This window comes from Phenylobacterium sp. J367 (assembly GCF_024699985.1).
Classification (GTDB): domain Bacteria; phylum Pseudomonadota; class Alphaproteobacteria; order Caulobacterales; family Caulobacteraceae; genus Phenylobacterium.
The window spans coordinates 2,828,945-2,854,614 of sequence record NZ_JAJONA010000001.1; the positions used below are offsets into that span (position 1 = coordinate 2,828,945).

Below are 25,670 nucleotides of genomic sequence, written 5' to 3' on the forward strand. Positions count from 1 at the left end.
GGGTGGACGCGGTCAGCAACAACTTCGGCTTCGTCGAGGGTGCGCTCGGCAACGACGTCATCGACCTGGCGCAGGCCTATCCGGGCGCGGCGGCGTCCGTGGACATGGGCGTCAACGGCGGGTTCGGCGACGACACCATCACCGGCCACGCGGGCAAGGACTGGGCGCTTCAAGGCGGGGCGGGCAATGACAAGCTGCTTGGCCTCGGCGGCGACGACTACCTGATCGGCGGCGCGGGCTCCGACACCCTCGACGGCGGCGCGGGCGCCGATATCGCCACCTTCCACCTGCCGTCCGGCAACACGACCGGATTCCTGCGCCTCGTGGCGGGTCAGGAGCCGGGCACGCTCGTCGTCCAGCACATCGACGGCAGCGCGACCTTCGACATCTTCAAGATCACGGTGACCGGACAGGGCGCCGCGACCGTCCAGGGCATCGGCTACATGGCCCACCTGGGGACGGACACGGTCTCGAACGTCGAGCAGCTCCACATCTTCCCGGAGGTCCAGAACGTGCCGAACGGCATGTTCCTGGGCGTGAACCTCATCCCGCAGTCGGGGGTCAACGGCTCGAACTACTGGATCGGCGGCTCGGCGGGCAACGACGCCATCGACGTCGCCGCCTACCACCCGAACCCGAACGGCAACCCGGTCGGCGCCAACGGCGACTTCGGCGACGACACCCTCACCGGCCATTCCGGTAACGACCGCAACCTCGAAGGCGGCGCGGGCGCCGACAAGCTGATCGGCCAGGGCGGCGACGACTACCTCGTCGGCGGGGACGGCAGCGACACGATCGACGGCGGCGCCGGCCACGACAGCGCGGCCTTCCGCCTGCCGCAGGGCACGACCGGCACGCTGCGCCTCGTCGAGGGCCAGCAGCCGGGCCAGATCATCGTCCAGCTCGTCAACGGCTCGACGGTCACCGACTACTTCAACGTTACGCTGGGCGACGGCGGCGACGCGGTGGTGACGGGCGTCGGCCCGATGGCCCACCTGGGGACCGACACGGTCACCGGCGTCGAGCATCTGGAGTTCTACCCGGACGGCGGCGGCCAGCCGGCCATCACCATCCACCGCACGCTGAACGTCAGTTCGGGCTTCGTGGACGGCACGCCGGGCGCCGACCTCATCGACTTCCTGGCCCAGCCGGGCGTGAACCTCGCCGGCATCATCAACGCCAACGGCGGCCTCGGCGCCGACATCATCTCCGGCCACGACGGCCAGAGCCAGGGCCTGAATGGCGGCGCGGGGGGACGACAGCATCTCCGGGCGCGGCGGCGACGACTACATGTCGGGCGGCGCGGGCAATGACACCATCGACGGCGGGACGGGCGCGAACGACGTCGCCGCCTACCAGCTGCCGGTCGGCACGACGGGCGTGCTCTATACCTACGACGGCGCGCCGGGCGAGATGTTCGTCGAGCTCGAACAGGCGGACGGCTCCAGCGAAACCATCTTCCGCGTCGTGGTGAACGGCGGGTCCGTCACCGTCCAGGGCCAGGGCTCCATGGCCTGGCTCGGGACCGACACGGTCTCCAACGTCGACCAGCTCCACTTCCTGGTGCCGGCCGCCCAGCAGGGCCAGCCGATCGCCCAGGGCCAGTTCGCGGCGGTCTACCTCAGCCAGTTCACCGGCCAGGTGCAGAACAACCAGGCCTTCGTGGGCGGCGGTTTCAGCGGCGACACCATCGACCTGGCCGCGCTCTACCCGGGCGTCGACCCGGCGGTGATCCTCGTGGCCAACGGCTACCAGGGCGCCGACGTCGTCTTCGGCCACGACCAGACCGACGATCTCGCCGGCGGCCAGGGCGACGACCAGCTCGACGGGCGCGGCGGCCACGACTTCCTGCGCGGCCAGGCGGGCGCCGACACCCTGCTCGGCGGGGACGGCGACGACTACCTGTCCGGCGGCGGCGGCGCCGACCTGCTCGACGGCGGGGCCGGCATCGACCGAGTCTCGCTCTACAGCGAGACCACCGGGGTCAAGGCCGACCTGGCCCTGACCACGGCCCAGGACACCGGCCTGGGAATGGACACGCTCGTCAACGTCGAGCACGTCTCCGGCGGCGAGAAGTCCGACACGCTCAGCGGCAACGACGGGGCCAACTGGCTCTGGGGCTCGGGCGGCGGCAACGACGTCCTCGACGGCCGCGGCGGCGACGACCTGCTCACCGTTGCCGAGGGCGACCACACCCTGATCGGCGGCCAAGGCTACGACTCCGTGGTCGTGCAGGACGTGGACGGCGGGGTCACGATCTCGCTGGCGACGCCCGGCGTGGCCCAGGCGACCGGCCAGGGCTCGATGACGCTGTCCGGCATCGAGAACCTGTCGGGCACGATCCACGGCGACCGGCTGACCGGCGACGACACCAGCAACATCCTGGCCGGCGACGGCGGCAGCGACACCCTTGTGGGTGGCGACGGCAACGACTGGCTCTACGGCGACGGCGAGATCGACGTGGACAACCACGGCCTCGGCGGCTCCGGCCCGATCAGGTATTCCGCCAACTTCAACAGCACGATGTACGCCGGCGGGGCCGACGACCTGATCGGCGGCAGCGGCGCCGACACCCTCAAGGGCGGCGTCGGCGACGACAGCCTCACCGGCGGCGCGGGCAACGACGCGATCGATGGCGGCGACGGCGCCGACATCGCCGTCTTCTCCGGCCCGCTCCGACTACCGGATCGACACGCCGGTCGGCGGGCCGGTGACGATCACCGACCTGCGCAGCGGCAGCCCCGACGGGGTCGACGTTCTCGTCGACGTGGAACGGGTGGCGTTCAGCGACGGGACCGTCAGCCTGGCCGGCGCGCTGTTCGGCGGGCCGGGCGCCGACACCATCCTCGGCGGCAATGCCGACGACACGATCTCGGGCCTCGGCGGCAACGACAACCTGCAGGGCCTGAACGGCAACGACCTCATCGAGGGCGACCAGGGGGACGACGTGCTCATCGGCGGCGGCGGGGATGACACCCTGCGCGGCGGCGAGGGGCAGGACATCTTCTTCGCCGGCCCGGGGGCCGACGTGATCGACGGCGGTGCGGGCCTGGACCGTGCGGCCTTCCAGGGCGGCCCGGCCGTCAACATCAGCCTGGAGATCTCCGGGGCCCAGGCGACGGCCCAGGGCTCGAAGACCCTGGTCGGGATCGAGCACCTGTCCGGCACGGTCGGCAGCGATACGCTGACTGGCGATTCCAACGCCAACTTCCTGTGGTCGTTCGGCGACACCGTGACCGGCGGCGGCGGCAACGACGTGCTGTCCGGCCGCGGCGGCGACGACCTGCTGCTGGTGGCGCAGGGCGATCACGCCCTGGACGGCGGCGACGGCATCGATGCCGTCGTCCTCAGCTACGCGGTGACCGGCGGCGCGAGGATCGACCTCAACCTGAGCGGCCCGCAGGACACCCTGCGCGGCTCGATGACCCTGCAGGGCATCGAGAACCTGTCCGGCACGGCCTTCGACGATACCCTGACGGGCGACGCCCAGGCCAATGTGCTCGCCGGGATGCGCGGCGCCGACCGGCTGGACGGCCGGGACGGCGACGACCTGCTGTACGGCGATGGCGAGATCACCATCGTCGCCGGCGCCTTCGAGGTGCTCGACGGCCCGTCCACATCGGTGGGTGCGCCGACCGCGCCGGTCGGTTCCGACACCCTGTTCGGCGGGGCCGGCAAGGACACCCTCGACGGCGGCGGCGGCGACGACTGGCTCTACGGCCAGGAAGGCGACGACCGTATCGACGGGGGCGCGGGCCATGACTCCGCCGGCTTCTGGCTGCCGGAGGGCACGGCCGGGATCCTGCGCATCGTCACCGGATCCGGCGGCGACGCCGGCAAGCAGATCGTCGAGCTGGTCGACGGATCGACGGTCACCAGGGTCTTCGAGGTCACGATCGAAGACGGCGACGCCGTCGTCACGGGCTTCAACCAGGCGGCGCACCTGGGAACCGACACCGTCACCGACGTGGAGTGGCTCAACTTCTTCATCGCCTCGTCGAGCGGCGCCGGCTCTGCCGTCAGCCTGAGCCTCGGCGTCCAGGCGCCGCCGATCGTCGACAACCGCGCCCATGTGACCGGGTCGTCGCTGGACGACGTGATCGACATGGCGGACCTCTATCCGTCGGCGGCCGCGGAGGTGGAGCTCAACGCCGGCGGCGAGGCGGGGGACGACGTCCTGATCGGCCACGCCGGCCAGAACTACCTCATCGGCGGCGCGGGCAGCGACACCATCGACGGCGGCGCCGGCAACGACACGGCCGCCTTCCGGATGCCGGCCGGCACGACGGGCGCCCTGCGCTACGTGCAGGGCACGGGCGCCGACGCCGGCTCGCTGATCATCGAGCTGGTCAACGACGGCGTCGCCCAGGCCGTGTTCAAGGTCACCATGACCGGCGACCGGGCGGCGACCGTCCAGGGCCTCGGCCCGATGGCGTCCTTCGGGACGGACACGGTCACCAACGTCGAGAACCTCCACTTCACCGCGGACGTGCCGACTCCTCCGGCCGGACTGAACCTCAACATCGGCCTGCTTCAGGTCCAGCCGGACAGCACCTGGGTCGGCGGGACCGTCGCGCCCGACACCATCGACCTCGCCGCGCTCTATCCGGGCGCGACCGACGCGGAGATCGGCGTCGACGGCGGCCAAGGCGACGACATCCTTCGCGGCAACGCCGGCTCGAACTATCTCATCGGCCGCGAGGGCGACGACACGATCGACGGCCGCGGCGGCCTCGGCGACGTGGCGGCCTTCCGCCTGCCGGCCGACAGCGCCGGATCGCTGCGCCTCGTGGAGGGGACGGGCGGCGACGCCGGCGCGTTCATCGTCGAACTGGTCAATGACGGCGTCGGCGTCGGGGTCTTCAAGATCACGATCACCGGCGAGGGCGCGGCCACCGTCCAGGGCATCGGCGCCATGGCGCACATGGGGACCGACACGGTCACCGGTGTGGAGCGGCTGGACTTCTCGTCGGACGCCGCCAATCCGGGGAACTTCTACCTCGGCGTGCCGCTGACCCCGCGGGCCCACGACCTCTTGAACGGCCGCGGCTTCGTCGAGGGCACCCCGGGGGCGACGTCATCGACGTGGGCGCCTTCTATCCGGGCGATCCCGCTCTGCCCCTCGGCGTGAGCGGCGGCTACGGCGACGACCTGATCACCGGCCGGCCGGTGTCCGACAATCCGATCGACGGCGGCGCGGGCCGCGACACCATCCTGGCCGGCGACGGCGCCCGACTACATCATCGGCGGGGCGGGGAACGACAGCATCGATGGCGGGGCCGGCGACGACACCGCCGCCTTCCACCTGGCCGCCGGCACGACCGGCACGTTGCAGGTCGTCCAGGGCCAGAGCGGCCTGATCGTCCAGCTCGTCCAGGGCCAGACCGTGACCGACGTCTTCAACGTCACGCTCGGCGACGACGGCGCGGCGGTCGTCACGGGCGTCGGCCCGATGGCCGGCATGGGGTCCGACACGCTGGCGGGGGTCGAACACCTTCACTTCTATCCCGAGGGCTCCAACCAGCCCTTCCTGTCCATCGACCGGACGCTGAACGTCAGCTCGACCTTCGTCGGCGGCACGGCGGGCAACGACGTCATCGACATCGCCAGCCTGTCGGGCGTGAACCTCGCGGGGAGCGTCGGCGCCAACGGCGGCCTCGGCGACGACACCATCACCGGTCACGCCGGGAACAACCAGGCGCTCGACGGCGGCGGCGGCGCCGACCGCATCTCCGGCCAGGGCGGCGACGACTACCTGATCGGCGGGGCGGGCAGCGACACTCTCGACGGCGGGGCCGGCGGCAACGACATCGCGGCGTTCCGCATGACCGGCCAGACCACGGGCACGGTCCAGGTGGTCGAGGGCGCCGGCGGCGACGCCGGCAAGCTGATCGTCCAACTGGTGGAAGGCCAGACCACCACGGACGTCTTCCGGGTCACCATCGCCGGCGACGGCGCGGCGACGGTCGAGGGCCTGGGCCCGATGGGTTTCCTGGGCACGGACACCGTCAGCGGCATGGAGCGGCTCCAGTTCCTGCTTGACCTCCAGCCGCCTGGCCAGGGCCAGAGCCTGACGCTCAGCCTGGTCAACACCCAGACGGTGCTCAGCGGCATCCGCACGACCTTCGGCACGGCCGGGGCCGACACCCTCGACCTCGCCCAGCTCTACACCGATGCCGGCGCGGACGAGATCATCCAGGCGGTCGGCGGCCTTGGGCGCCGACACCCTCGTGGGCACGGGCCGCACCGACTATCTCTTCGGCCAGCAAGGGGCGGACTCCTCTCCGGCGGGGCGGGCGACGACTTCCTGCAGGGCGGTCTCGGCAACGACACCCTCGACGGCGGCGCCAATACCGCCGGCGATCGCGAGGAAGTCGGCGGCGACATCGCCGGCTACGGGGATGCCGTGGCTGCGGTCACGGTCGACCTCGGCCTGCAGGGCGTCGCGCAGAACACGGGCGGCGGCGGGACCGACGTCCTGATAAACATCGAGCAGGTCTACGGTTCGAACTTCGACGACACCCTGAAGGGCGACGGCGGGCGCAACTTCCTCTACGGCGCGAGCGGCGCGGACACGCTGCTGGGCGGCCAGGGCGACGACGGCCTGGAAGGCGGAGCTGGTAACGACCTCCTCGACGGCGGCGACGGCATCGACATTGCGGCCTTCACCACCGCCACCAGCGGCGTCACCGTCGATCTCGCGATCACCGGCGCCCAGGACGTGGGCGGCGGCCTCGGCTCCGACACCTTCGTGAGCGTCGAGGAGCTGTTCGGCTCCGAGCACGGCGACACCCTCAGGGGCGACGGCGCGGCCAACTACATCGACGGCCAGGAGGGGGCGGACTCCCTCGTCGGCCGCGCCGGCGACGACGTCCTGCTCGGCGAGGACGGCGACGACACCCTAGACGGCGGAGCGGGCGACGACGAGATCCGCGGCGAGGATGGCGCGGACACCGCTGTCTTCTCCGGCGCCCGGGCCGACTACCTGATCAGCGCCAATTCGGACGGCTCGATCATCGTCACCGACCAGCGCGCGAACAGCCCGGACGGTACCGACACGCTGTGGCAGGTCGAGTTCCTGAAGTTCAGCGACCTGACCCTCACCGCCAGCGACGTGGGCGGCGCCCTGTTCGGCGGTTCGGGACCGGACACGCTTCAGGGCGGGGCGAACGCCGACACCATCTCCGGCCTTGGTGGCGACGACGTGCTGTCGGGTGGCAGCGGCGGCGACCGGCTGGTGGGCGGCGACGGCTTCGACATCCTGCGCGGCCAGGCTGGCGACGACACCCTCCTGGGCGAGGACGGACCAGACCTGCTGGCCGGCGGGGCGGGCAACGACCTGCTCGACGGCGGCGCGGGCCTCAACCGCGCCAGCTTCAACAGCGCCTCCGCGGGCGTGAATGTCAGCCTGCTGCTGCAGGGCCAGGCCCAGGCGGCCGAGGGCAGCGACACGCTGATCAACATCCGGCACCTGACCGGCAGCAACTTCAACGACACCCTCGTCGGCGACGCCAACGCCAACTGGCTGTGGGGCACGGGCGGCTCGGATTCCCTCGTCGGCGGCGACGGCAACGACCTGCTGTCGGTGGGGAATGGCGCCCACACACTAGTGGGCGGCCAGGGCGACGACACGGTCAGTTTCTACAGCGAGACCCTCGTCGCGCCGGTCACCGTGTCCCTGGCGAACACCGGGGCCCAGAACACCGGCCAGGGCGTGATGACCCTCTCCGGCATTGAGAACCTCAGCGGCACGATGATCGGCGCCGACGTGCTCACCGGCGACGGCGCGGCCAACGTGCTGGCCGGCTGGGGCGGGTCCGACACCCTGAACGGCGGCGGCGGCAACGACCTGTTGCTCGGTGAAGGCTACGTGCTGCTGGACGGCGACGCCGCGATCACGCTGTTCGAGAACGGCATCGAGGGCACGGTCCCGGCCGGCGCGGACGTCCTGATCGGCGGCCTGGGCGATGACACCCTGGTCGGCGGCGCGGGCGCCGACCGCCTCGAGGGCGGCGACGGCGCTGACGTGGCCCGGTTCTCCGGGGCGCGGGCGGACTACGAGTTCGCGCTGCAGGCCGACGGCTCGATCCGGGTCAGCGACCTGCGCTCCGGCGCGCCCGACGGCGTGGACACGCTGATCGCGGTCGAGGTCCTGCGCTTCTCCGACGGCGACGTCCCGGCGTCCACCATCGGCGGCAACAACACCGGCACGTCCGGCTCGGACACCCTGTCCGGCACGGCGGGCGGCGACACGATCTCCGGTCTCGGCGGCTCCGACGTGATCTTCGGTGGTGCGGGCGCCGACCTGCTGAAGGGCGGCGAGGGCGACGACGGCCTGCGCGGCGAAGCGGGCGACGACACCCTCCGGGGCGAGGCCGGCAACGACTTCCTGGCCGGCTATGGCGGCGACGACCGGCTGGAGGGCGGCGACGGCTACGACCGTGCGGCCTTCTCCTCCGGCGCCACGAACGGCGTGCGCGTGGATCTCAACCTCCAGGGCCAGGTCCAGAACACGTTCGCGGGCAACGACGTCCTCGTGGACATCGAGGCCGTCTCCGGCACGCGCTACAGCGACACCCTCACCGGCGACGCCGGCGACAACTGGCTGTGGGGCGGCGCCGACGGGTCCGGCGTCACCGGCAACGACGTGATCGACGCCCGCGACGGGAACGACCTCGTGCAGGTCGGCGTCGGCGATCACACCCTGATCGGCGGCCAGGGGATCGACACCCTGTCCTTCCACGGCAATGGCGGGCCCGAGATCACGACGGCCGGCGTTGCGGCTTCGCTGGCTGCGCAGGGCGCGACCCAGGCCACCCGGCAGGGCGCCATGGAGATCAGCGGGTTCGAGAACCTCTCGGGCTCCGCCTATGGCGACATCCTGACGGGCGACGACAACGCCAACGTGCTGGCGGGCTTCGAGGGTTCGGACAGCCTGATCGGCGGCGACGGCGCCGACCTGCTGCTGGGCGACGGCGTGGTCATCGCCGCGTCGGCGGCCGGCACCGCCGGAGCCTCCTATCTCGACGAGAACGCCGGGCGCCGGAGCCGACACGCTCGACGGCGGCTCGGGCGCCGACACGCTCAAGGGCGGCCAGGGCGATGACCGCCTGATCGGCGGGATCGGCGACGACCTGATCGACGGCGGCGCGGGCGTCGACCGCGTGGTCTTCAGCGGGACCCGCGCCAGCTACACCGTCAGCCGCACGATCAACGGCGACGTGATCGTCACCGGCGCGGACGGGACCGACACGGTCACCGGCGGCGAGTACCTGGAGTTCAGCGACGGCGTCACCATCGTGGCGAGCGGCGTGGCCGGCACGGCCGGCGCCGACAACTTCCTCGGCGGCACGGGCGCGGACACCTTCGCGGGCCTGGCGGGCAACGACCTCCTCAGCGGCCTGCAGGGGAACGACAGCCTCGACGGCGGCGAGGGCGACGATGTCATCCTCGGCGCGGAGGGTGACGACACCCTCCAGGGCGGCGCGGGCCTCGACATCCTCTACTCGGGCGCCGGGAACGACCGTTTCGACGGCGGGGCGGGCGTCGACCGGCTGATGTTCGCCGGCGGGCCGGCGGTCAGCGTCGACCTCCAGGCCGGCGCGGCCACCGGGCAGGGCGCCGATGTCATCGTCGGGATCGAGTGGGTCTACGGCACAACGGGCAGCGACACCCTGGCGGGCGACGCGGGCGCGAACCTGCTCTGGACCGAGCGCGGCGGCAACGATGTGCTGTCCGGCCGCGGCGGCGACGACCTGCTGCTGATCCACAACGGCGACCACACGCTGGACGGCGGCGCCGGTATCGACAGCCTCGTGCTCAGCTACAACGTCACCGGCGGCGTGACCCTGAGCCTCGCCCAGGCGGCGGTTCAGGCCACCGGCCAGGGCGCGATGACGATCAGCGGCATCGAGAACGTCTCGGGCTCGCACTTCGACGACGTACTGACCGGCGACGGGCTGGCGAACCGGCTGGCGGGCCAGAAGGGCGCCGACAGCCTCTCCGGCGGCGACGGCGACGACTATCTGCTCGGCGACGGCGAGATCACCTTCGCGAACGGCCAGTTCCTGTTCCTCGACGCTCCGTCCACCGCGTCCGGCGCGCCGGCCGGCGATGTGGGCGCCGATACCCTGCGCGGCGGCTCCGGCGCCGACACCTTGCTCGGCGGCGGCGGGGCCGATGTCCTCGACGGCGGCTTCGGCGTCGACACGGCGGTCTTCTCGGGCGCCCGGTCCGACTACCAGGTGGTGGTCAATACCGACGGCACGACGATCGTCACCGACCTCAGGGCCAACGGTCCGGACGGCGTCGACACGCTCACCGACGTGGAATTCATCCGCTTCTCCGACCAGACGCTGCAGCTGGGCGTCAACCGGGCGGGCACCTCGGCCGGCGACATCATGATCGCCACCAACGCCGACGACACCCTCAGCGGCCTCGGCGGCGCCGACACGCTCAGCGGCGGCCAGGGCGGCGACCGTCTCGACGGCGGGACCGAGGGCGACTGGCTGCGCGGCCAGGACGGCGACGACACCATGCTCGGCGGCGACGGCCACGACTACCTGGTCGGCGGCCTGGGCTCCGACCGCATGGAAGGCGGCGCGGGTCTCGACCGCGCGGGCTTCGCCTCCGACGCCACGACGGGCGTGAAGGTCGACCTGACCATCACCACCGCCCAGGCGACGGGCCAGGGCGTCGACACCCTGATCGGCATCGAGCACGTGTCCGGGACGTCCTTCAACGACACCCTGACCGGCGACGCCAACGACAACTGGATCTGGGGCCAGACCGGCAACGACAACCTCGACGGCGGCGCGGGCAATGACCTTGTTCAGGTCGGCGCCGGCACGCACCGCGTCGAAGGCGGGGCAGGGGCGTCCGACACCCTGTCCTTCCACGGCAACGGGTCCGAGATCAGCTCGGCCGGCGTGACCATCTCCCTGGCCGCCCAGGGCACGGCCCAGGTGACCCGCCAGGGCACGGTCCGGGCGGGCGGCTTCGAGAACCTCTCGGGCTCGACCTTCGGCGACACCCTCGCCGGCGACGCCGGGGCCAATGTGCTCGCGGGCTTCGACGGGGCGGACTCGCTCTCCGGCGGGGCCGGCGGCGACACCCTGCTGGGCGACGGCGTGACCCAGATCGACCCGGCCAACAGCGGCTTCGGCGGCGCGATCGTCACCCTGGAGGACCAGGGGCGCCGGCGCGGCCGACACCCTCGACGGCGGGGCGGGCGACGACCTCCTGAAGGGCGGCGGCGGCGACGACCTGCTGTTCGGCGGGCTCGGGGCCGACACCCTGGACGGCGGCGCGGGCCTCGACACCACCAGCTACGCTGGCGCGGCCTCCGCCGTGACGGTGGACCTGGGGGCCGGCACGGCCTCCGGCGGCGGCGGCGCCGACGTCATCAGCGGCGTCGAGCGGGTGATCGGTTCGGCCTTCGACGACGCCCTGGTCGGCAATGGCGTGGCCAACACCCTCTCCGGCGGCGCTGGCGACGACGCCCTGAAGGGCGGGGCGGGCGACGACCGGCTGGAGGGCGGCGCGAACAACGGCGTGCTCTCCATCCCCGGCGGCTTCGGCGGCGACTCGGCGGTCTATTCTGACGCCACGAGCGGCGTGACCGTCAGCCTGGCGGTCAGCGGCGCCCAGAACGTCGGCGGCGGCCTGGGCTCCGACACGCTCGTCGAGATCGAGAACCTGATCGGCAGCGCCCACGGCGACAGCCTGGCCGGCGACGGGGCCTCGAACTTCCTCTACGGCGGCGCGGGCGACGACACCGTCTCCGGCGGTGGCGGCGACGACATCCTCGAGGGCGGCTTCGGCGACGACCGCATCGACGGCGGCGCCGGCATCGACGTGGCGGCCTTCACCCAGGCCACCAGCGGCCTGACCATCGACCTGGCCAACGCCAGCGGCGCCCAGAGCGTCGGCGGCGGCATGGGCCTCGACATGCTGGTCAGCATCGAGGGGATCACCGGCTCCGGCTTCGACGACACCCTCTCCGGCACGACCACGGCCAACTACCTGGCCGGCGGCTCCGGCGCGGACTCGATCACCGGCGGCGGCGGCTCGGACACCCTCTACGGCGGGCGCCGGCGACGACACCGTCTCGGCCCACGCCGGGACGGGCGACAGCGTGATCGTCGGCCTGGGCGCCGGCTCCGACCGGCTGATCGTCTCCCCGACGCTCGCCGGCGGCCTGGCCGTCACCGACTTCGCCACGGGCGCCAGCGGCGACTTCCTCGATCTCGCCGCCCTGCTGACCAGCCGCCTGACCGGCTGGAACGGCACGGACAACGTCTTCGAGAAGGGCTTCCTGCAACTCGTGCAGAACGGGACCGCGACGGTCCTGCAGATCAACGTCGACGGCCAGGGCGACGACTTCGTCGACCTGCTGACGCTGCAGAACACCAGTGCGCTCATGCTGACCGTGGACAACCTCGGCTATGCCGTGAAGCCGCGGATCATCGGCGGCGCCGGGGCCGACACCTTCAAGCTCGACCTCACGGCGATCCAGCCGAACGAGACCGTCGAGGTGGACGGCGGCGGCGGCGGCGACGTGCTCGAGATCGTCACCCAGGTCGGCACGGCGACGACGATCACGCCGTCGGCGGACGGCCTCAGTCTGGAGCTCGACCTGAACGGCGACGGCCAGCCCGACATCGTCGTGAAGGGCACCGCCGAGCTGGTCCTGAACGGCGAACGGGTGGTCGTCTCCGGCGACCTGTCGGCGACGGGCCTCGCCCCCAACACCATCTACCTGAACGGCACGACCGGGGACGACCTGCTCGATGCGTCCGGGATGACCTCCCTGGAATCGGTGCGGGCCAACGGCGACGCGGGCGCCGACACCATCCGCGGCGGCGGCGACGACGACACCCTCAACGGCGAGGACGGCGACGACAGCCTGCAGGGCAACGGCGGGCCGGACATCCTGGATGGCGGCGCCGGCAACGACACCCTGGAGGGCGGCCTCGGCAACGACACGGCGGTCTTCTCGGGGAACTCCACCGACTACACCATCACGGTGAACGGCGGGACGCTCACCGTCACGGACCTCCGCTCCGGCTCGCCGGACGGCACGGACACCCTGACCGGCATCGAGACCCTGCAGTTCGACGACGGCGCCTGGGGCCAGAACACCGCGCCCACCGGCGGCGACCGCTCGGCCAGCCTGCAGACCACCGGGACGCGGACGATCGTGCTGGCCGACTTCGGCTTCAGCGACGCCAACGGCGACGACATGAAGTCGGTGACGATCACCGCCCTGCCGACCAGCGGCGAGCTCACGCTCGCGGGCCTGGCCGTGGACGTCGGCGACGTCATCCTGGCGTCCGACATTTCGCTCGGCGACCTGCTCTATACGCCGGACGGCGCCGGGACCCTTCACCCTCGGCTTCCGCGTGAAGGACGACGGCCTGGCGGGCTGGGGTTCGAACGAGGACGCAAGCGCCAACACCCTGACCCTCACCGTCTCGACGCCCACGAGCGGCGGCGGCGGCGGCGGTGGCGGTGGTGGCGGTGGCGGGGGCGGCGGCGTCTCGCCGATCATCACCAGCGGCGCGACCGGCACCTCCGGCTCGGACACGGCCCAGTTCGACTCAACCCCGAACGTCTTCTCGGCCGGCTTCGGGAACGACACGGTCTCCGCGGGCGGCGGGGATGACTGGGTGCACGGCAACGCCGGCGCCGACAGCATCTCCGGCGGCGAGGGCGCCGACGTTCTCTACGGCGGCCAGGGCGACGACGGACTGAACGGCGACGAGGGCGACGACTACCTGTCGGGCGATCTCGGGGCGGACACCCTGTCGGGCGGCGCCGGCGACGACCGGGCGTTCGGCGGCGACGGCGCCGACGTGGTGACCGACAGCTCCGGCGAGAACTACCTGCGCGGCGGGGGGCGGCGACGACATCGTCCGCGGCGGCTCCGACTTCGACGACGCCCACGGCAACGAGGGCAACGACACGGTCGTCGGCGGCCAGGGCGACGACTGGGTGGTCGGCGGCAAGGACAACGACGTCCTCTCCGGCGACGACGGCGACGACATCGTCTACGGCAACCTCGGGGCCGACACCTGTCAGGGCGGGGCGGGCGCGGACATCGTCCGCGGCGGCCAGGGCGACGACGCGGTGCGCGGGGGGCTGGGCGACGACTGGCTCTCCGGCGACCGGGGCGACGACACCGTCACCGGCGGCGCGGGCGCCGACGTCTTCCACACCTTCGGCGAGGCCGGGTTCGACTGGGTCGTCGACTTCAGCGCCGCGGAAGGCGATCGCGTCCAGCTCGACCCGGGCACGGAGTACAGCCTGGCCCAGGTCGGCTCGGACGTGGTCATCACCATGGAAGGCGGCGGCCAGATGATCCTGCTGGGCGTGCAGCTGTCGAGCCTGCCGTCCGGCTGGATCTTCGGCGACTGATCCTGGAGGGCGCCGCCGTCGTGGGCGACCACGGCGGCGGTCCCACCCTCACCCTCGAAGGCGCGCATCGCCCGCGCTGAGGATGCGCTCGCGCCATGCCGGCATCTCTCCTAACCTTGGCCGCTCGCTGGAGACCTTCGCCGGTCATGGATTCGCCTGCGCCTTCGCCGCCGCACCGACCGCTCCGCGGCCGGGCGACGGAGCTCGCGGCGGTCCGCGGCGGCCTCGCCGACCGGCGCACCCGGCTGATCGTCATCTCCGGGCCGGCGGGGGTCGGCAAGTCGGCGCTCGCCGCCGCAGCGGTCTCGGGACCGGACGCGCCCCTCGCCGGGGCCGGACGCTTCCCGCCGGGCAACGCCTTCGGGGTCGCCCCGCTGACCGCGGCGGTGGAGGACGCGCTGACGACGGCGCTGGAGGGCCTGTTCGATCCTGAAGCGGCCCTGGAGCCCCTGGCCGAGAGCCTGGGCGATACCGCCGAAGCCTTCGCGGGTCTCAGCGCCGGCGTGCTCGGCCAGCTTGCCCGGGCGCGGGCGGAAGCCGCGCCCAACGTCGGCGTCACCGCTGCGGCCGAGCGCCTGGGCCAGGCCCTGATGACGGTCTGCGGCTGGCTGACCGGCCTTCGCGGACCGGTGGTGCTGCTGCTCGACGACTGGGGCCGCGGGGGACCGGAGACCGCGCGCCTCGTGGAGCGGCTGCTGCAGGCGACGCCGCAGCTTGTCGTGCTGGCCACCGAGCGCCCCGACGAGACCTTCGTGCGGCCGCCGGCGGTGCGGACGCTCCATGTCCGCCTGGAAGCTCTCGACGCGGGCGGACGCCAGGCGCTGGTCGCGGGTGAACTGGACGACGACGCCGGCGCCGCCGCCGAGGTGCTGGACTTCCTCGGCCTCGAGTCCGCCCTGCCGTTCGAACTGCTGGATGCGCTCACCGTCCTGAAGGCCTCCGGAGCGCTCGCCCGTGACGGGGACCGCTGGCAGTTCAGCCGCGCCGGCGCCGCCGAGACCCTGGCCGGCGCGGTCGCCGACCGGCTGGCCGGGCGCGTCGCCGAGGCCGGGCCCGGGCCCCAGGCGCTGGCCGAGGCGCTCGCCCTGTTCGGCGACAGCGCCGACCCCGCCGACCTCGCGGCGTGCGCCGGCCTCTCGGCCGAAGCGGCCGACGAAGGCCTTCGCCAGCTCGAGGCCCTGGGCGTCGTCCGCCGGACGGCGTCCACCGTGGCCTTCTCCCATGACCAGGTCCTGGCCGCCGTCGTGGCCGGGGTGGACGAGGCCGGGCAGGTGGCCGCGGCCGGCCGCCTCGCCGAGGCGCTCCGCCGGCTGGGCGCCCGTCCGGCCGCCTACGGCCGGGGCGCGGCCATGCTCGATGCTCGCCTGATCGCCGGCCTCGCCACCCTCGATGCGGCCGCCTGGGCGCCCCTGTTCCTGCGCGGCGCCGAACAGGCGCGTGGCGTGGGCGCCGCGCGCCGCGCCTCGGAATGGTCGGCCGCCGCCCTGGCGCTCGCCCGGCGCTCCGGCGGGGCGTCCGCCCAGGTCTTCCGCGAGGCGGTCTATGCGGCGGTCGAGCAGGGGGGACTACGTCCGCGCCGGCGTCATGGCCGAGGAGATGCTGGCCGTCTCGACCACCGCCCGGGGCCGGGCCGAGGCCGACGAGATGCGCGCCCTGGTGCGCCGCGCGGCCGGCGACCTGGAAGGCGCGCTCGCGGTGGCCCGCGAGGCCCTCGGCCGCGCCGGCGTCCACCTGCCGGTCAAGGCCGGCGCGCTGCAGTTCGTGCGCACCGCGATCAGCGTGCTCACCACCGACGTCGACCGGGCCGCGCGGCTCGGCCGCCTGCCGCCCGAGACCCTGGAGGTGCAGGCCCCGCTGATGCGCATCCTGGGGGCCGGCGGCGCGCTGCTCTACGAGAAGGAGCCCATGCGCGCGGTCCTCTTCGCGCTCCAGGGCATCCCGCCGCGCCTGGTGGGCGGCACCGCCTCGGGGGCGGCGGCGTACAGCGTGGTCTGCGCCGCCTTCGGGGCCTTCCGCCGGGCCGAGCGCTGGGCGGTGCTCTCCGACGCCAAGCAGGGGCCGGGCCAGCCACTCCGGGCGACGGCGCTGCACTACTCGACCAACTTCGGCTACGCCATGACCCGCCCGCGCCAGACCGGCGGCCCCCGCATCGCGGCCATGGAGCGGATGGCCTATGCGGAAGGCGATCTGCCGGTCGCTGCCTACGCCAACCGCCGGCGCGCCCTCGACACGGTCCTGGGCGATCTGCCGCTGGAGCGCATGGCGGTCGTCGCGGAGGGCTGCGTGGAGACCGCCAGGCGGCTTGGCGATCAGCCGACGCTCGTCACCATCCAGGCGCTCCGCCAGTTCGTCGCCTGCCTGGAGGACGCCGGCGAGCGGCCGTGGCGGCTGGCGGGTCCGCATTTCGACGTCGCCGCCTTCGAGGCGGGCAGCCTCTCGGACGCCGTCCACGCCGCCCGCCACGTGGTCATGCTGGAGGCCCTGCTGGCCGCGCTGTTCGGCGCCTGGGAGGCCGGCGCGGCCCTCTACGACCGCACGCAGCGCCACTTCAAGCCGCCGGCCCTGCAGCTCCTGCCCCAGGGATGGTTCTTCGCGACCGCCCTGGCGCTCTACCGGACCGGGCGTCGCCCCTCGGCCTGGCGGATGGCCGTGCTGCGCCACCACGCGCGGCACAATCCGACCGACCACGCCCATCGCGTCCTGCTGCTGGAGGCGGAGGCGCTTCGGGCGCGCGGCCGCCGGGTTGCTGCCCTGGTCCGTTACGAGACCGCCCTCCACGCGGCGCGATCGAGCGGATGCGCCGTCGAACACAGCCTGGTGGCCGCGGCGGCCGGCAGCGGGGCCCGGTTGCTGAAGGCGGACGACGCCGCGCGCCGCTTCGAGGCCGAGCGCGACGCGGTCTGGGCGCGGCTGGGCGCCCGCTCGCTGCTGGAGCACGGCCTCGACGCGTCGCCGCCGACCGCCCCCACGGCGGGCGCCCGGCGAGGGCGTGGTCGGCGAGCAGCTCCGCGAACTCGACGCCGCCCGCGCCGCCGCCGAGCGCACCAGCCGGGCGAAGTCGCGCCTGCTCGCCGAGGTGGCGCACGAACTGCGCACGCCCCTCCAGGGCGCGGTGGGCCTCCTGGGCGGCGAGGCGGCCGAGAGCATCGACGCCGGCGCACTGCGCGGCGTGCTCCGTCACCTGGCGACCGTGGTCGACGACCTCGCCGACATGGGCGCGCTGGAGGCGGGCGGGATCGCGCTGGCCGCCGCGCCGTTCTCGCCGGCCCGCACGGTCGACGAGGTGCGCGCCACGTTCATGCTCCAGGCGGGCGGCCGCCGGCTCGAAGTGACCGGCGACCCGCCCCCCGCCCTGGTCGGCGACGAGGTGCGCCTGCGCCAGGTGCTGTCGAACCTGGTCTCCAACGCCCTGAAGCACGGGCAGGGGACGGTGACCGTCGCCCTGGCCGCCACGCCGCTCGACGGCGACGCCGAGCTCAGGCTCGAGGTCTGGGACGAAGGGGCGGGCCTGCCCGACGCCGAGCTCACCCGGGTGTTCGAGCCCTTCCAGCGCGGCCCCGCCGGCCAGGCCGTCGAGGGCCTGGGGCTCGGCCTGCCGATCGCGCGCCGGATCGCCCGAGCCATGGGCGGCGAACTGCGCGCCCGCCAGCGCGAGGGCCGCACGGTGTTCGTCTTCCAGGTGCGCCTGCCGCTCGCCTCCGAGGCCCCCGTGGCTCCCGACCGCGGCCTGCCCCGGCGGCTGCTGCTGGCCGAGGACGTGGAGCTGAGCCGCCGGGTGCTCGCCCGCCTGCTCGCGGCCGAGGGCTGCGAGGTGGCCGAGGCGGCCGACGGCGCGGAGGCCTTCGCCCTCCTGACGACCCGGCCCTTCGACCTCGTGCTCACCGACCAGCGCATGCCGGGCATGACCGGCTCAGAGCTCTGCCGGCGGGCCCGCGCCCAGGGCTTCCGGGGGCGTATCGCCATCGCCACCGGCGCCGACGACCCGCACCTGCGCGCGGAGGTCGCCGATCTCGACGGCGTCACCGTGATCCGCAAGCCGCTCGACCGCGACGGCCTGCGCGCCTGGCTGGCCGCCGATCCGGCCGTCGGCCCGGCGCCGGACGTGGTTCACGGGCGGGTGCAGGAGCTCTTCGAGGCGCTCGGGCCGGAGGCCGACGCGATCTTCCGGGAGCTGCCGGCCCAGCTCGACCGCCTGCTGGCCGAGCTTGCCGCCGCGATCCGCGCCGCCGCCCCCGCCGACCAGGTCGCCGCCGCCGCCCACCGCCTCGCCGGCTTCGCCGCCCATTTCGGCCTGGCCGAAGTCGCCGCCCAGAGCCGCCGCCTCGAAGGCGAAGCCCTCGCCGACGCCGCCCTCACCCCCGCGCCACCGGAATCCGCCCTCCGCGCCATCCGCGCCGCCGCCCGGGCCGTGGACTGGGGCGTGTATGCGGTGGGGGAGGGAGCGGAGACGGGGTAGGGGGTAGGCCCTCAGGTCCGGGCGTAGACGTCCTCGAAGCGGACGATGTCGTCCTCGCCGAGATAGGCCCCGGACTGCACCTCGATGAGGTTCAGCGGCACCTTGCCCGGGTTGGCCAGCCGGTGCTGCGCGCCCAGCGGGATATAGACGCTCTCGTTCTCGCCGATCAGCTTATGGACGCCATCGACGTGGACCTCGGCGGTGCCGTTCACCACCACCCAGTGCTCGGCGCGGTGGAAGTGCTTCTGCAGGGAGAGCTTGCCGCCCGGGTTCACCGTCAGCCGTTTCACCTGGAAGCGGTCGCCGGCGTGCAGGCCCTCGTACCAGCCCCAGGGGCGATAGACCCGCCGCGTCTGCGTGGCCGTGTCGTGGTTCGACGCCTTCAGCCGCTCGACGACCTTCTTCACGTCCTGGTCGGCGTGGCGGCTGGCCACCAGCACGGCATCCGGCGTGGCGATGACGATCAGGTCCTCGACGCCCACCGCGGCGATCAGCGGACCCTCGCTGCGCAGGTAGGAGCCCTTGGTGTTCTCGGCGAGCGTGTCGCCGATCTCCACGTTCTGGTCGCCGTCGCGATCCGCGAGCTGCCAGAGCGCGCCCCAGGCGCCTACGTCGCTCCAGACGAAGGTGGAGGGGACGACGGCCGCCCGCTTCGTGCGCTCCATGACCGCGTAGTCGATGGAGATCGAGGGGCTGGCGGCGAAGGCCTCGGCGTCGAGGCGCAGGAAGTCCAGGTCGCGGCTGGCGGCGGCCAGCGCCGCGCGGGCGGCGGCCAGCACGCCCGGCGCATGGGCCTCCATCTCGGCCAGCACGGCCCGGGCCGGCAGCAGGAAGATGCCGCTGTTCCAGTAGTAGTCGCCGCGGGCCAGGTAGCCTTCCGCCGTCGCCAGGTCCGGCTTCTCCACGAAGGCCGAGACCGTGCGCGCGGCGCCGCCCAGCGCCTCGCCGCCCTGGATGTAGCCATAGCCCGTGGCCGGGCTGTCCGGCTGGATGCCGAACAGCACCAGGGCGCCGGCCGCGGCGGCCGGCAGGCCGGCGTCCACGGCCGCGTTGAACGCCGCCGCGTCCGGGATCACATGGTCGGCGGGCATGACCAGGATCAGGGCTTCCGGATCCTGGCCCTCGGCGATCAGCGCCGCGGTGGCGACGGCCGGCGCGGTGTTGCGGGCCATGGGCTCCAGCACGATGGTCGGCGGCCGCGCGCCCGCCTCGCGGAGCTGCTCGGCGATGACGAAGCGGTGCTCGGCGTTGGCGACCACCGTCACCGGGTGGAAGCGCGCCGGATCGGCGACGCGCAGCGCCGTCTCCTGCAGCATGGTGCGCTGCCCCATCAGCGGCAGGAGCTGCTTGGGATAGCTCTCGCGCGACAGCGGCCACAGGCGCGAGCCCGAGCCGCCCGAGAGGATCACCGGAAAGATCTTCGCCGACATACGGCCCCCGACCGCTCAGAACACATCCATCTATACTGGCGCCGACGCCTTACCGCGAGGGCTACGCGGCCGCGGCGGGCGCGGAGTGCGGACAAAATCGGCAGGCGGCCTTGGTCACGGCGCCGGTCCGCCTGTATGGGGCATGCATGGGAGCGCCGTTCCACAGCCTGGCCGAGGCCGCCGCCTGGTACGAGGCCTGGCTGCGCGAGGCCGCCCTGCCGCTCTGGTCGACCGTCGGCGTCGACGCCGCGACCGGCGCCTTCCAGGAGAAGCTCACGCCGGATGGCGCGCCGCTGCCCGGCCCGCGCCGCGCCCGGGTCCAGGCCCGGCAGGTCTGGGTCTTCGCCGCCGCCGCCGACGCGGGCTTCGGACCGGCCTACCGCACCCTGGCCGGGCGCGGCCTCGAGGCGTTCGAGGCCCGCTACCGCCGCCCGGACGGGCTCTACGTTTTCTCCGCCGACGAGGCGGGGGCGGTGGTCGACGGAGCCGCCGCCCTCTACGAACAGGCCTTTGCGCTCCTGGCGCTCTCCGCCTTCAGCCGCCGCGACGCGGCGCGCGCCACCCGCGACGCCCTCCAGGCGCTGCGCCACCCGGAGGGCGGCTGGCGGGAGGTCGGCGGCCACCCGTTCCAGGCCAACGCCCACATGCATCTCTTCGAGGCGGCGCTCGCCTGGGAGATGGCCGGCGATCCGAGCTGGGAAGCCGTGGCCGACGAGATCGCCCGTCTGGCCCTGACGCGGTTCATCGACGCCGAAGCCGGCGTGCTGCGCGAATTCTTCGACGCCGACTGGCAGGCCCTGGCGGACGACGCCGGCGGCCTCATCGAGCCCGGCCACCAGTTCGAGTGGGCCTATCTCCTGGACGCCTGGGGCCTGAGCCGGGGCGAGGGGAGGGCGCGCGCCGCCGCCCGGCGGCTCTATGAGCATGGCCGGCGCGGCGTTGATCCGGCCCGCGGCGTCGCGGTCGGCGCGCTCTGGAGCGACCTCTCGGTCCGCGAACCCGTCGCCCGCATCTGGGCGCAGACCGAGCACCTGCGCGCCGCCCTGACCCTGGGTTCGGACCGCGAGGCGCTGGAGGCCACCAACGGCCTGGCCGGTTTCCTGGCGACGCCCGCCCGCGGCGCCTGGCGAGACAAGCAGCGGGCCGACGGGACCTTCGTCGAGGAGCCGGCGCCGGCCACCTCGCTCTACCACCTCGTGGGCGGGATCCTGCCGCTCCTGGAGCGGCGCGGCGCCTAAGGCCGGTCAGGCCTTCACGACATTGGTGAGGTCGAGCCCCCGCCGGGCCATGACGTTGCGCGTGTCGACCACCAGCGGCGCGGCCGCGAGCGCCGCATAGTCCACGGCGTCGTGGTCGGTGGCGATCAGCACGGCGTCATAGCCGGCGGCGGCCTCGCTGGTCAGCGCGACCGACCGGCGGCCGGCGAACTCCGCGTGTTCCCGGGTCGGCGGGATCGCCTCCACGTGCGGGTCGTGGAAGGCCACCTCGGCGCCCCGGCGCTCCAGCAGGGTCATCAGCTTGAAGGTCGGGCTCTCCCGCACATCGGCGACGTTCTTCTTGTAGGCGAGGCCGATCACCAGGATGCGGGCGGTGCTGAGCGCCGTCTGTCGCCGCGCGTCCAGCGCCCGGGCCAGCACCTCCACCACATGGTTCGGCATGGCGGTGTTGATCTCCCCGGCCAGCTCGATGAACCGGGTCGGCACCTCGAACTCCCGCGAGCGCCAGGTCAGGTAGAAGGGGTCGATCGGGATGCAGTGGCCGCCCAGGCCCGGGCCCGGATAGAAGGGCATGTAGCCGAAGGGCTTGGTCTTGGCCGCCTCGATGACCTCCCAGACGTCGATGCCCATGGCGTCGTAGATCAGCTTCAGCTCGTTCACGAGGGCGATGTTCACCGCCCGGAACACGTTCTCGGTGATCTTCACCGCCTCGGCCACGTCGGGCGACGAGACCGGCACCACCTCCTTGACCACCGCGCCGTAGAAGGCCTGGACGAGCTCAGAGGCCTCCGCCCCGTCGCCGGCCACCACCTTGGGGATGGTCACCGTCTCGAAGGCGGTGTTGCCGGGGTCCTCGCGCTCCGGCGAGAAGCCCACGAAGACGTCGCGGCCGCTGACCAGGCCGCCGGCCTCCAGGATCGGCTTCAGCACCTCGCGGGTGGTGCCGGGATAGGTCGTCGATTCCAGCACCACGAGCTGGCCGGGCCGCAGCCGGGCGGCGATCTCCCGCGCGGTGTCCTCCACATAGGACAGGTCCGGGTCCCGCTGCTTGCTGAGCGGGGTCGGCACGCAGATCACGATGACGTCGCACGGCGCCAGGCGGTCGTAGGCGCCCGTGGCGCTCAGCGTCCCCGCGCCGGTCAGGCGGGCCAGCTCCGCGCTGGACACCGCCCCGATGTACGAGCGCCCTGCGGCGATGGCCTCGATCTTCGTGGGATCGATGTCGAACCCGAGCGTCGGGAAGCCCTGGCGGGCGCAGGCCACGGCCAGCGGCAGGCCGACGTAGCCCAGCCCGATCACGCCGACGGCGGCCGAGCGGTCGGCGAGCTTGCCGCGGAGGGCCTCGAAGGGGTTCGGCTGCATGTCTTCCCGGGCTCGGTCCGGCCGCGCCACCGGCGGCCGGGAACCTCCATCCGGAGTTCGGGGCGGCGGGTCAAGGGCGGGGCGGCATCCGCGGGCGTCGCGCCCGCCTGCGCGTCCGCAGAACAAGAATCTCCGAGGGCCGGAACAATCGAAAAGCTCTGCTGGTTGGGCGCGCGCGAAACAGACGCAATGGCGCAGCCTGGTGGGCGAGAGTGTGAGTTGCAGCTCTCCGGCGCGGCCCTTGCAGCGAAGCTTGGAGAGACTGATGACCAAAGTTGCTAGCGTTCTCGGTATCGCCGCCGCCGGCGTCCTGGCGACGGCCTGCGCGACCACCACCCATGACGCGGCCCGCATGGAGGCCCGCACCACCCTGGCCAACGCCGCGGAGCTGTCCGGCACCGACGCCGCCGACGTGGTTGGCAAGACGTCGATCGCCTGGGGCGACAGATTTACGGCCGCGAACCTGTTCGAACGGGCCACCGACGACCGGGCCAGCGTCGGCAAGCGCTTCAACCTCGCCGGCGCCTATCTGGTGACCGGCCGCGAGGCCCAGGCCGCGGCCCTCTACCGCGAGCTGGTCCGCGACGGCCAGTTCACCTACGCCTACAGCAACCGGCCGATGGACAACCGCAACGTCCCGGTTCGGCGCTTCAACATCGCCGACGAGTCGGCCCGCCGCCTCGCCCAGATCGAGGCCCGCAACCCGGCCTTCGCCCCGGCCCCGGCCTCCGGCGTCCTGTCGGCCGAGAGCTTCGGAACGCCGGTCGCCGCGATTGTCGGCGGCACGCCCATCATCGGCCGCATCTCGGACGCCCAGGCGATCGCCCTCGACGCGGCCGGCGGCGGCAACTGAAGACCGCAAAGAGAAGCGGGCGGGCGTGGCTTCGACGCCTGCCCGTGGGTCTCTTTGCCTTTGTGGATTAAGCTAGTTCCGCCTCCGCAAGAGCTGTTCTCTTTAGGCGTGAGAAATCGTCCGAGCCATGAAGATTGCGCTCTACTCGGGCCGACGATCTAACCGACACCACTAACCGACTTTCTGTAGAGTTCCCTGAGGAGGATGATCCTCAAGATGTTGCTCCCGAGCCCCTTCCCAAGCCTCACTCGGTAGTGCGCTCTCTGGTAGCCGCGCTCTCCGAGCGCGACATGAAGATCAGATCCTGAAACTAGGTGAACAGCATCGCAATCGCGGCGCCACGATCGGTTCAATACGGCTGGATCGCTGGTTACCCAAAAGCGTGGCTTTCGCGTCAGATGAGCTAAGGCGGCGCTCGCTACAAGTCTTGCGTTGATCGCAAGCTGCGACACCAGAGACAGATGCCTGACAGCAGGCGGTATGTATCCGGGTATATCATACCGTGGGCAAACAAACAGAAACAGCCCCGCGGGATTCAGGATGTTGTCCATTTGACGAATATAGTCAAAAGGTCGAATAATATGCTCAAAAACAAAAAAAGAAACGATAATGTCAAAGCGCAATCTCTCGGGAATTTCTTCAACCTTGCAATTAATGTGTTCAACGCCAAGCCCGGAGTTGTGGCTAGTATTCCGGTCATTTATGTCGTGGAGTGTGATGTGCAGCCGGTCAGGTCCGAAATATCTTCTTAGATACGCAGGTAAGTGCGATTTTCCGGCGCCGATCTCAAGAAGACGGACGATGTGGTTTTCGCGTAACATCTCTTCAATGTATGGAACAAGAGGCGCGAAAAGGTGATCTTTTCCCGATCCGGCTGCAATCCCGTAGTAGTCGTCTGCCGTAGCGTAAAACGTAGTTAGAGCGCGTTCTAGTGACGCGAGATCTGCTGCCGCGGCTGGATCATCCGATCTGATTAGCAATTCAGCCTCTCTGGCGAATCTTCCAAGAAATCGACATTGAATCCAACGGTCACGCTGATGGCGTGAGCGATAGTATTTTCCCCCCGACTGCGGATAGCGCGACGTAGTTCAAGAGCCTTGGCGCCTACCAAGTATCGGTACCAGAAGCCTTGCAGCGTATGGTAAATAGCTCCTTCTACACCATCAAGAAAGCCGAGTCGAAACACGTATCTGTAAATGAAGTACAGCCACGCCGATACGTAGAATGGGATCGCTCCGTATACGTACCTCTTGATTACGCGCGTGCCTGCGGCTTTTAATGATGTCCGTTGGGGCAATAGGAGGGGGTCTCGCCTGGCTCCGAGCTCAAGTAATACGATATCCAGGGCCTCGCGCGTAGCATATCTATTATGCTTTTCTATGAAGTCATTGAGCGGGCGTAGGTTCCAATCGGAAAAGCCGCCGGGAAAGTGTACGGTGCGCCCACTGGAGAGTACGACGTGCTCATCCATCCAACGATCTTCAACAAAGGCGCGCCCTCGCCTAAAGAGCCGAAGCATCTGCATCGGATAGCGACCGCCGTGCCGAATCCATCTCCCCATGAAAATATGCTTGCGGCTGAGCGTTACGCCTGCAACTTCGTCCGGCAGGTTGTCTAGATGGGCATTTACATATCGGACAAGATCCTGCTCGAGTACCTCGTCTGCGTCGAGACGGAGAATCCACTCAGTGTCTATCGGAAGGTTATCAAGCGACCACTGCAACTGGTCGGCATGATTTAGAAAGGTCCGCGTATATACCTCCGCGCCGAGCGTCTTTGCGATATCCACTGTCCTGTCCGTGGAGCCGGAATCTACGACGAACACCTTCCTGCAGATGCCCGAGATGGAGCGAATGGCACGTGCGAGATGTAATTCTTCGTCTTTCGTGAGAACGACGGCGGTGATTTCGGGCATGATCTTAGTAGAAATAGAT

Annotated in this window: 13 protein-coding genes and 7 pseudogenes; 15 read left to right on the top strand and 5 right to left on the bottom strand. The window is 71.9% G+C overall.

Annotation, left to right across the window (positions count from 1 at the left end; genetic code table 11):
- Positions 1–2 precede the first annotated feature (2 nt).
- From LRS04_RS26975 to LRS04_RS28055, 12 genes and pseudogenes are all read left to right on the top strand, one after another.
- Positions 3–1,313: a hypothetical protein gene (locus tag LRS04_RS26975; RefSeq protein WP_308238153.1), complete on the top strand. Its 1,311-nt coding sequence runs from the start codon at positions 3–5 to the stop codon at positions 1,311–1,313.
- Positions 1,291–2,607 (top strand): annotated as a pseudogene (locus tag LRS04_RS15220) (calcium-binding protein); the annotation flags it as partial. The gene LRS04_RS26975 and the pseudogene LRS04_RS15220, both read left to right, overlap by 23 nt.
- A 25-nt stretch (positions 2,608–2,632) precedes the next feature.
- Complete coding sequence (locus LRS04_RS15225) at positions 2,633–5,131, top strand: calcium-binding protein (protein WP_257817075.1); 2,499 nt, start codon at positions 2,633–2,635, stop codon at positions 5,129–5,131.
- A gap of 48 nt (positions 5,132–5,179) precedes the next feature.
- A pseudogene (locus tag LRS04_RS28045) lies at positions 5,180–5,290 on the top strand (hypothetical protein); the annotation flags it as partial.
- Between the two features lie 39 nt (positions 5,291–5,329).
- Positions 5,330–9,106 (top strand): calcium-binding protein, encoded by a 3,777-nt coding sequence (locus tag LRS04_RS15230; protein WP_257817076.1) that lies wholly within the window; start codon positions 5,330–5,332, stop codon positions 9,104–9,106.
- A pseudogene (locus LRS04_RS15235) lies at positions 9,021–11,105 on the top strand (hypothetical protein); the annotation flags it as partial. The gene LRS04_RS15230 and the pseudogene LRS04_RS15235, both read left to right, overlap by 86 nt.
- Positions 11,106–11,241: 136 nt before the next feature.
- Positions 11,242–12,081 (top strand): annotated as a pseudogene (locus tag LRS04_RS28050) (calcium-binding protein); the annotation flags it as partial.
- 55 nt (positions 12,082–12,136) lie between these two features.
- Positions 12,137–13,666, top strand: a complete 1,530-nt coding sequence (locus tag LRS04_RS15245; RefSeq protein WP_257817079.1) for a calcium-binding protein — start codon at positions 12,137–12,139, stop codon at positions 13,664–13,666.
- Positions 13,551–13,850, top strand: a pseudogene (locus LRS04_RS15250) (calcium-binding protein); the annotation flags it as partial. The gene LRS04_RS15245 and the pseudogene LRS04_RS15250, both read left to right, overlap by 116 nt.
- Before the next feature lie 58 nt (positions 13,851–13,908).
- Positions 13,909–14,148 (top strand): annotated as a pseudogene (locus tag LRS04_RS15255) (calcium-binding protein); the annotation flags it as partial.
- Positions 14,131–14,418, top strand: a complete 288-nt coding sequence (locus LRS04_RS15260) for a hypothetical protein (RefSeq protein WP_257819136.1) — start codon at positions 14,131–14,133, stop codon at positions 14,416–14,418. The pseudogene LRS04_RS15255 and the gene LRS04_RS15260, both read left to right, overlap by 18 nt.
- A 146-nt stretch (positions 14,419–14,564) precedes the next feature.
- Positions 14,565–15,071 (top strand): annotated as a pseudogene (locus LRS04_RS28055) (ATP-binding protein); the annotation flags it as partial.
- Positions 15,072–15,983: 912 nt separating this feature from the next.
- Here LRS04_RS28055 and LRS04_RS15270 read toward each other — a convergent pair.
- A complete protein-coding gene (locus tag LRS04_RS15270) occupies positions 15,984–16,205 on the bottom strand; it encodes a hypothetical protein (protein ID WP_257817081.1) in 222 nt (73 codons plus the stop codon).
- A 1,202-nt stretch (positions 16,206–17,407) separates the two neighbouring features.
- Between LRS04_RS15270 and LRS04_RS15275 the strand changes: the two genes are divergently transcribed.
- Positions 17,408–18,874, top strand: a complete 1,467-nt coding sequence (locus LRS04_RS15275) for an ATP-binding protein (RefSeq protein ID WP_257817082.1) — start codon at positions 17,408–17,410, stop codon at positions 18,872–18,874.
- An 11-nt stretch (positions 18,875–18,885) separates the two neighbouring features.
- Here the strand turns inward: LRS04_RS15275 and LRS04_RS15280 are convergent, their stop codons facing one another.
- Positions 18,886–20,304 carry a mannose-1-phosphate guanylyltransferase/mannose-6-phosphate isomerase gene (locus tag LRS04_RS15280; protein ID WP_257817083.1) on the bottom strand — a complete coding sequence of 473 codons (1,419 nt, stop codon included), beginning with the start codon at positions 20,302–20,304 and terminating at the stop codon, positions 18,886–18,888.
- A 146-nt stretch (positions 20,305–20,450) separates the two neighbouring features.
- Between LRS04_RS15280 and LRS04_RS15285 the strand changes: the two genes are divergently transcribed.
- Complete coding sequence (locus tag LRS04_RS15285; protein ID WP_257817084.1) at positions 20,451–21,542, top strand: AGE family epimerase/isomerase; 1,092 nt, start codon at positions 20,451–20,453, stop codon at positions 21,540–21,542.
- A 6-nt stretch (positions 21,543–21,548) separates the two neighbouring features.
- Here LRS04_RS15285 and LRS04_RS15290 read toward each other — a convergent pair whose 3' ends face one another.
- Complete coding sequence (locus tag LRS04_RS15290; RefSeq protein ID WP_257817085.1) at positions 21,549–22,883, bottom strand: nucleotide sugar dehydrogenase; 1,335 nt, start codon at positions 22,881–22,883, stop codon at positions 21,549–21,551.
- Positions 22,884–23,148: 265 nt separating this feature from the next.
- On the opposite strand from LRS04_RS15290, the gene LRS04_RS15295 reads away from it, so the two are divergent.
- Positions 23,149–23,736, top strand: a complete 588-nt coding sequence (locus LRS04_RS15295) for a hypothetical protein (RefSeq protein ID WP_257817086.1) — start codon at positions 23,149–23,151, stop codon at positions 23,734–23,736.
- Between the two features lie 158 nt (positions 23,737–23,894).
- Here LRS04_RS15295 and LRS04_RS15300 read toward each other — a convergent pair whose 3' ends face one another.
- Together LRS04_RS15300 and LRS04_RS15305 are read right to left on the bottom strand one after the other, a co-directional pair.
- A complete protein-coding gene (locus LRS04_RS15300; RefSeq protein WP_257817087.1) occupies positions 23,895–24,557 on the bottom strand; it encodes a class I SAM-dependent methyltransferase in 663 nt (220 codons plus the stop codon).
- A gap of 152 nt (positions 24,558–24,709) precedes the next feature.
- Positions 24,710–25,651: a glycosyltransferase family 2 protein gene (locus tag LRS04_RS15305; protein ID WP_257817088.1), complete on the bottom strand. Its 942-nt coding sequence runs from the start codon at positions 25,649–25,651 to the stop codon at positions 24,710–24,712.
- Positions 25,652–25,670 lie beyond the last annotated feature (19 nt).

Bases quoted from the DNA above. Each gene is read 5' to 3' on its own strand.
- LRS04_RS15225 (WP_257817075.1), top strand. From the start codon at position 2,633: ATGGCGGCGACGGCGCCGACATCGCCGTCTTCTCCGGCCCGCTCCGAC.
- LRS04_RS15280 (WP_257817083.1), bottom strand. From the start codon at position 20,304: ATGTCGGCGAAGATCTTTCCGGTGATCCTCTCGGGCGGCTCGGGCTCG.
- LRS04_RS15285 (WP_257817084.1), top strand. From the start codon at position 20,451: ATGGGAGCGCCGTTCCACAGCCTGGCCGAGGCCGCCGCCTGGTACGAG.
- LRS04_RS15290 (WP_257817085.1), bottom strand. From the start codon at position 22,883: ATGCAGCCGAACCCCTTCGAGGCCCTCCGCGGCAAGCTCGCCGACCGC.
- LRS04_RS15295 (WP_257817086.1), top strand. From the start codon at position 23,149: ATGACCAAAGTTGCTAGCGTTCTCGGTATCGCCGCCGCCGGCGTCCTG.
- LRS04_RS15300 (WP_257817087.1), bottom strand. From the start codon at position 24,557: ATGTTACGCGAAAACCACATCGTCCGTCTTCTTGAGATCGGCGCCGGA.
- LRS04_RS15305 (WP_257817088.1), bottom strand. From the start codon at position 25,651: ATGCCCGAAATCACCGCCGTCGTTCTCACGAAAGACGAAGAATTACAT.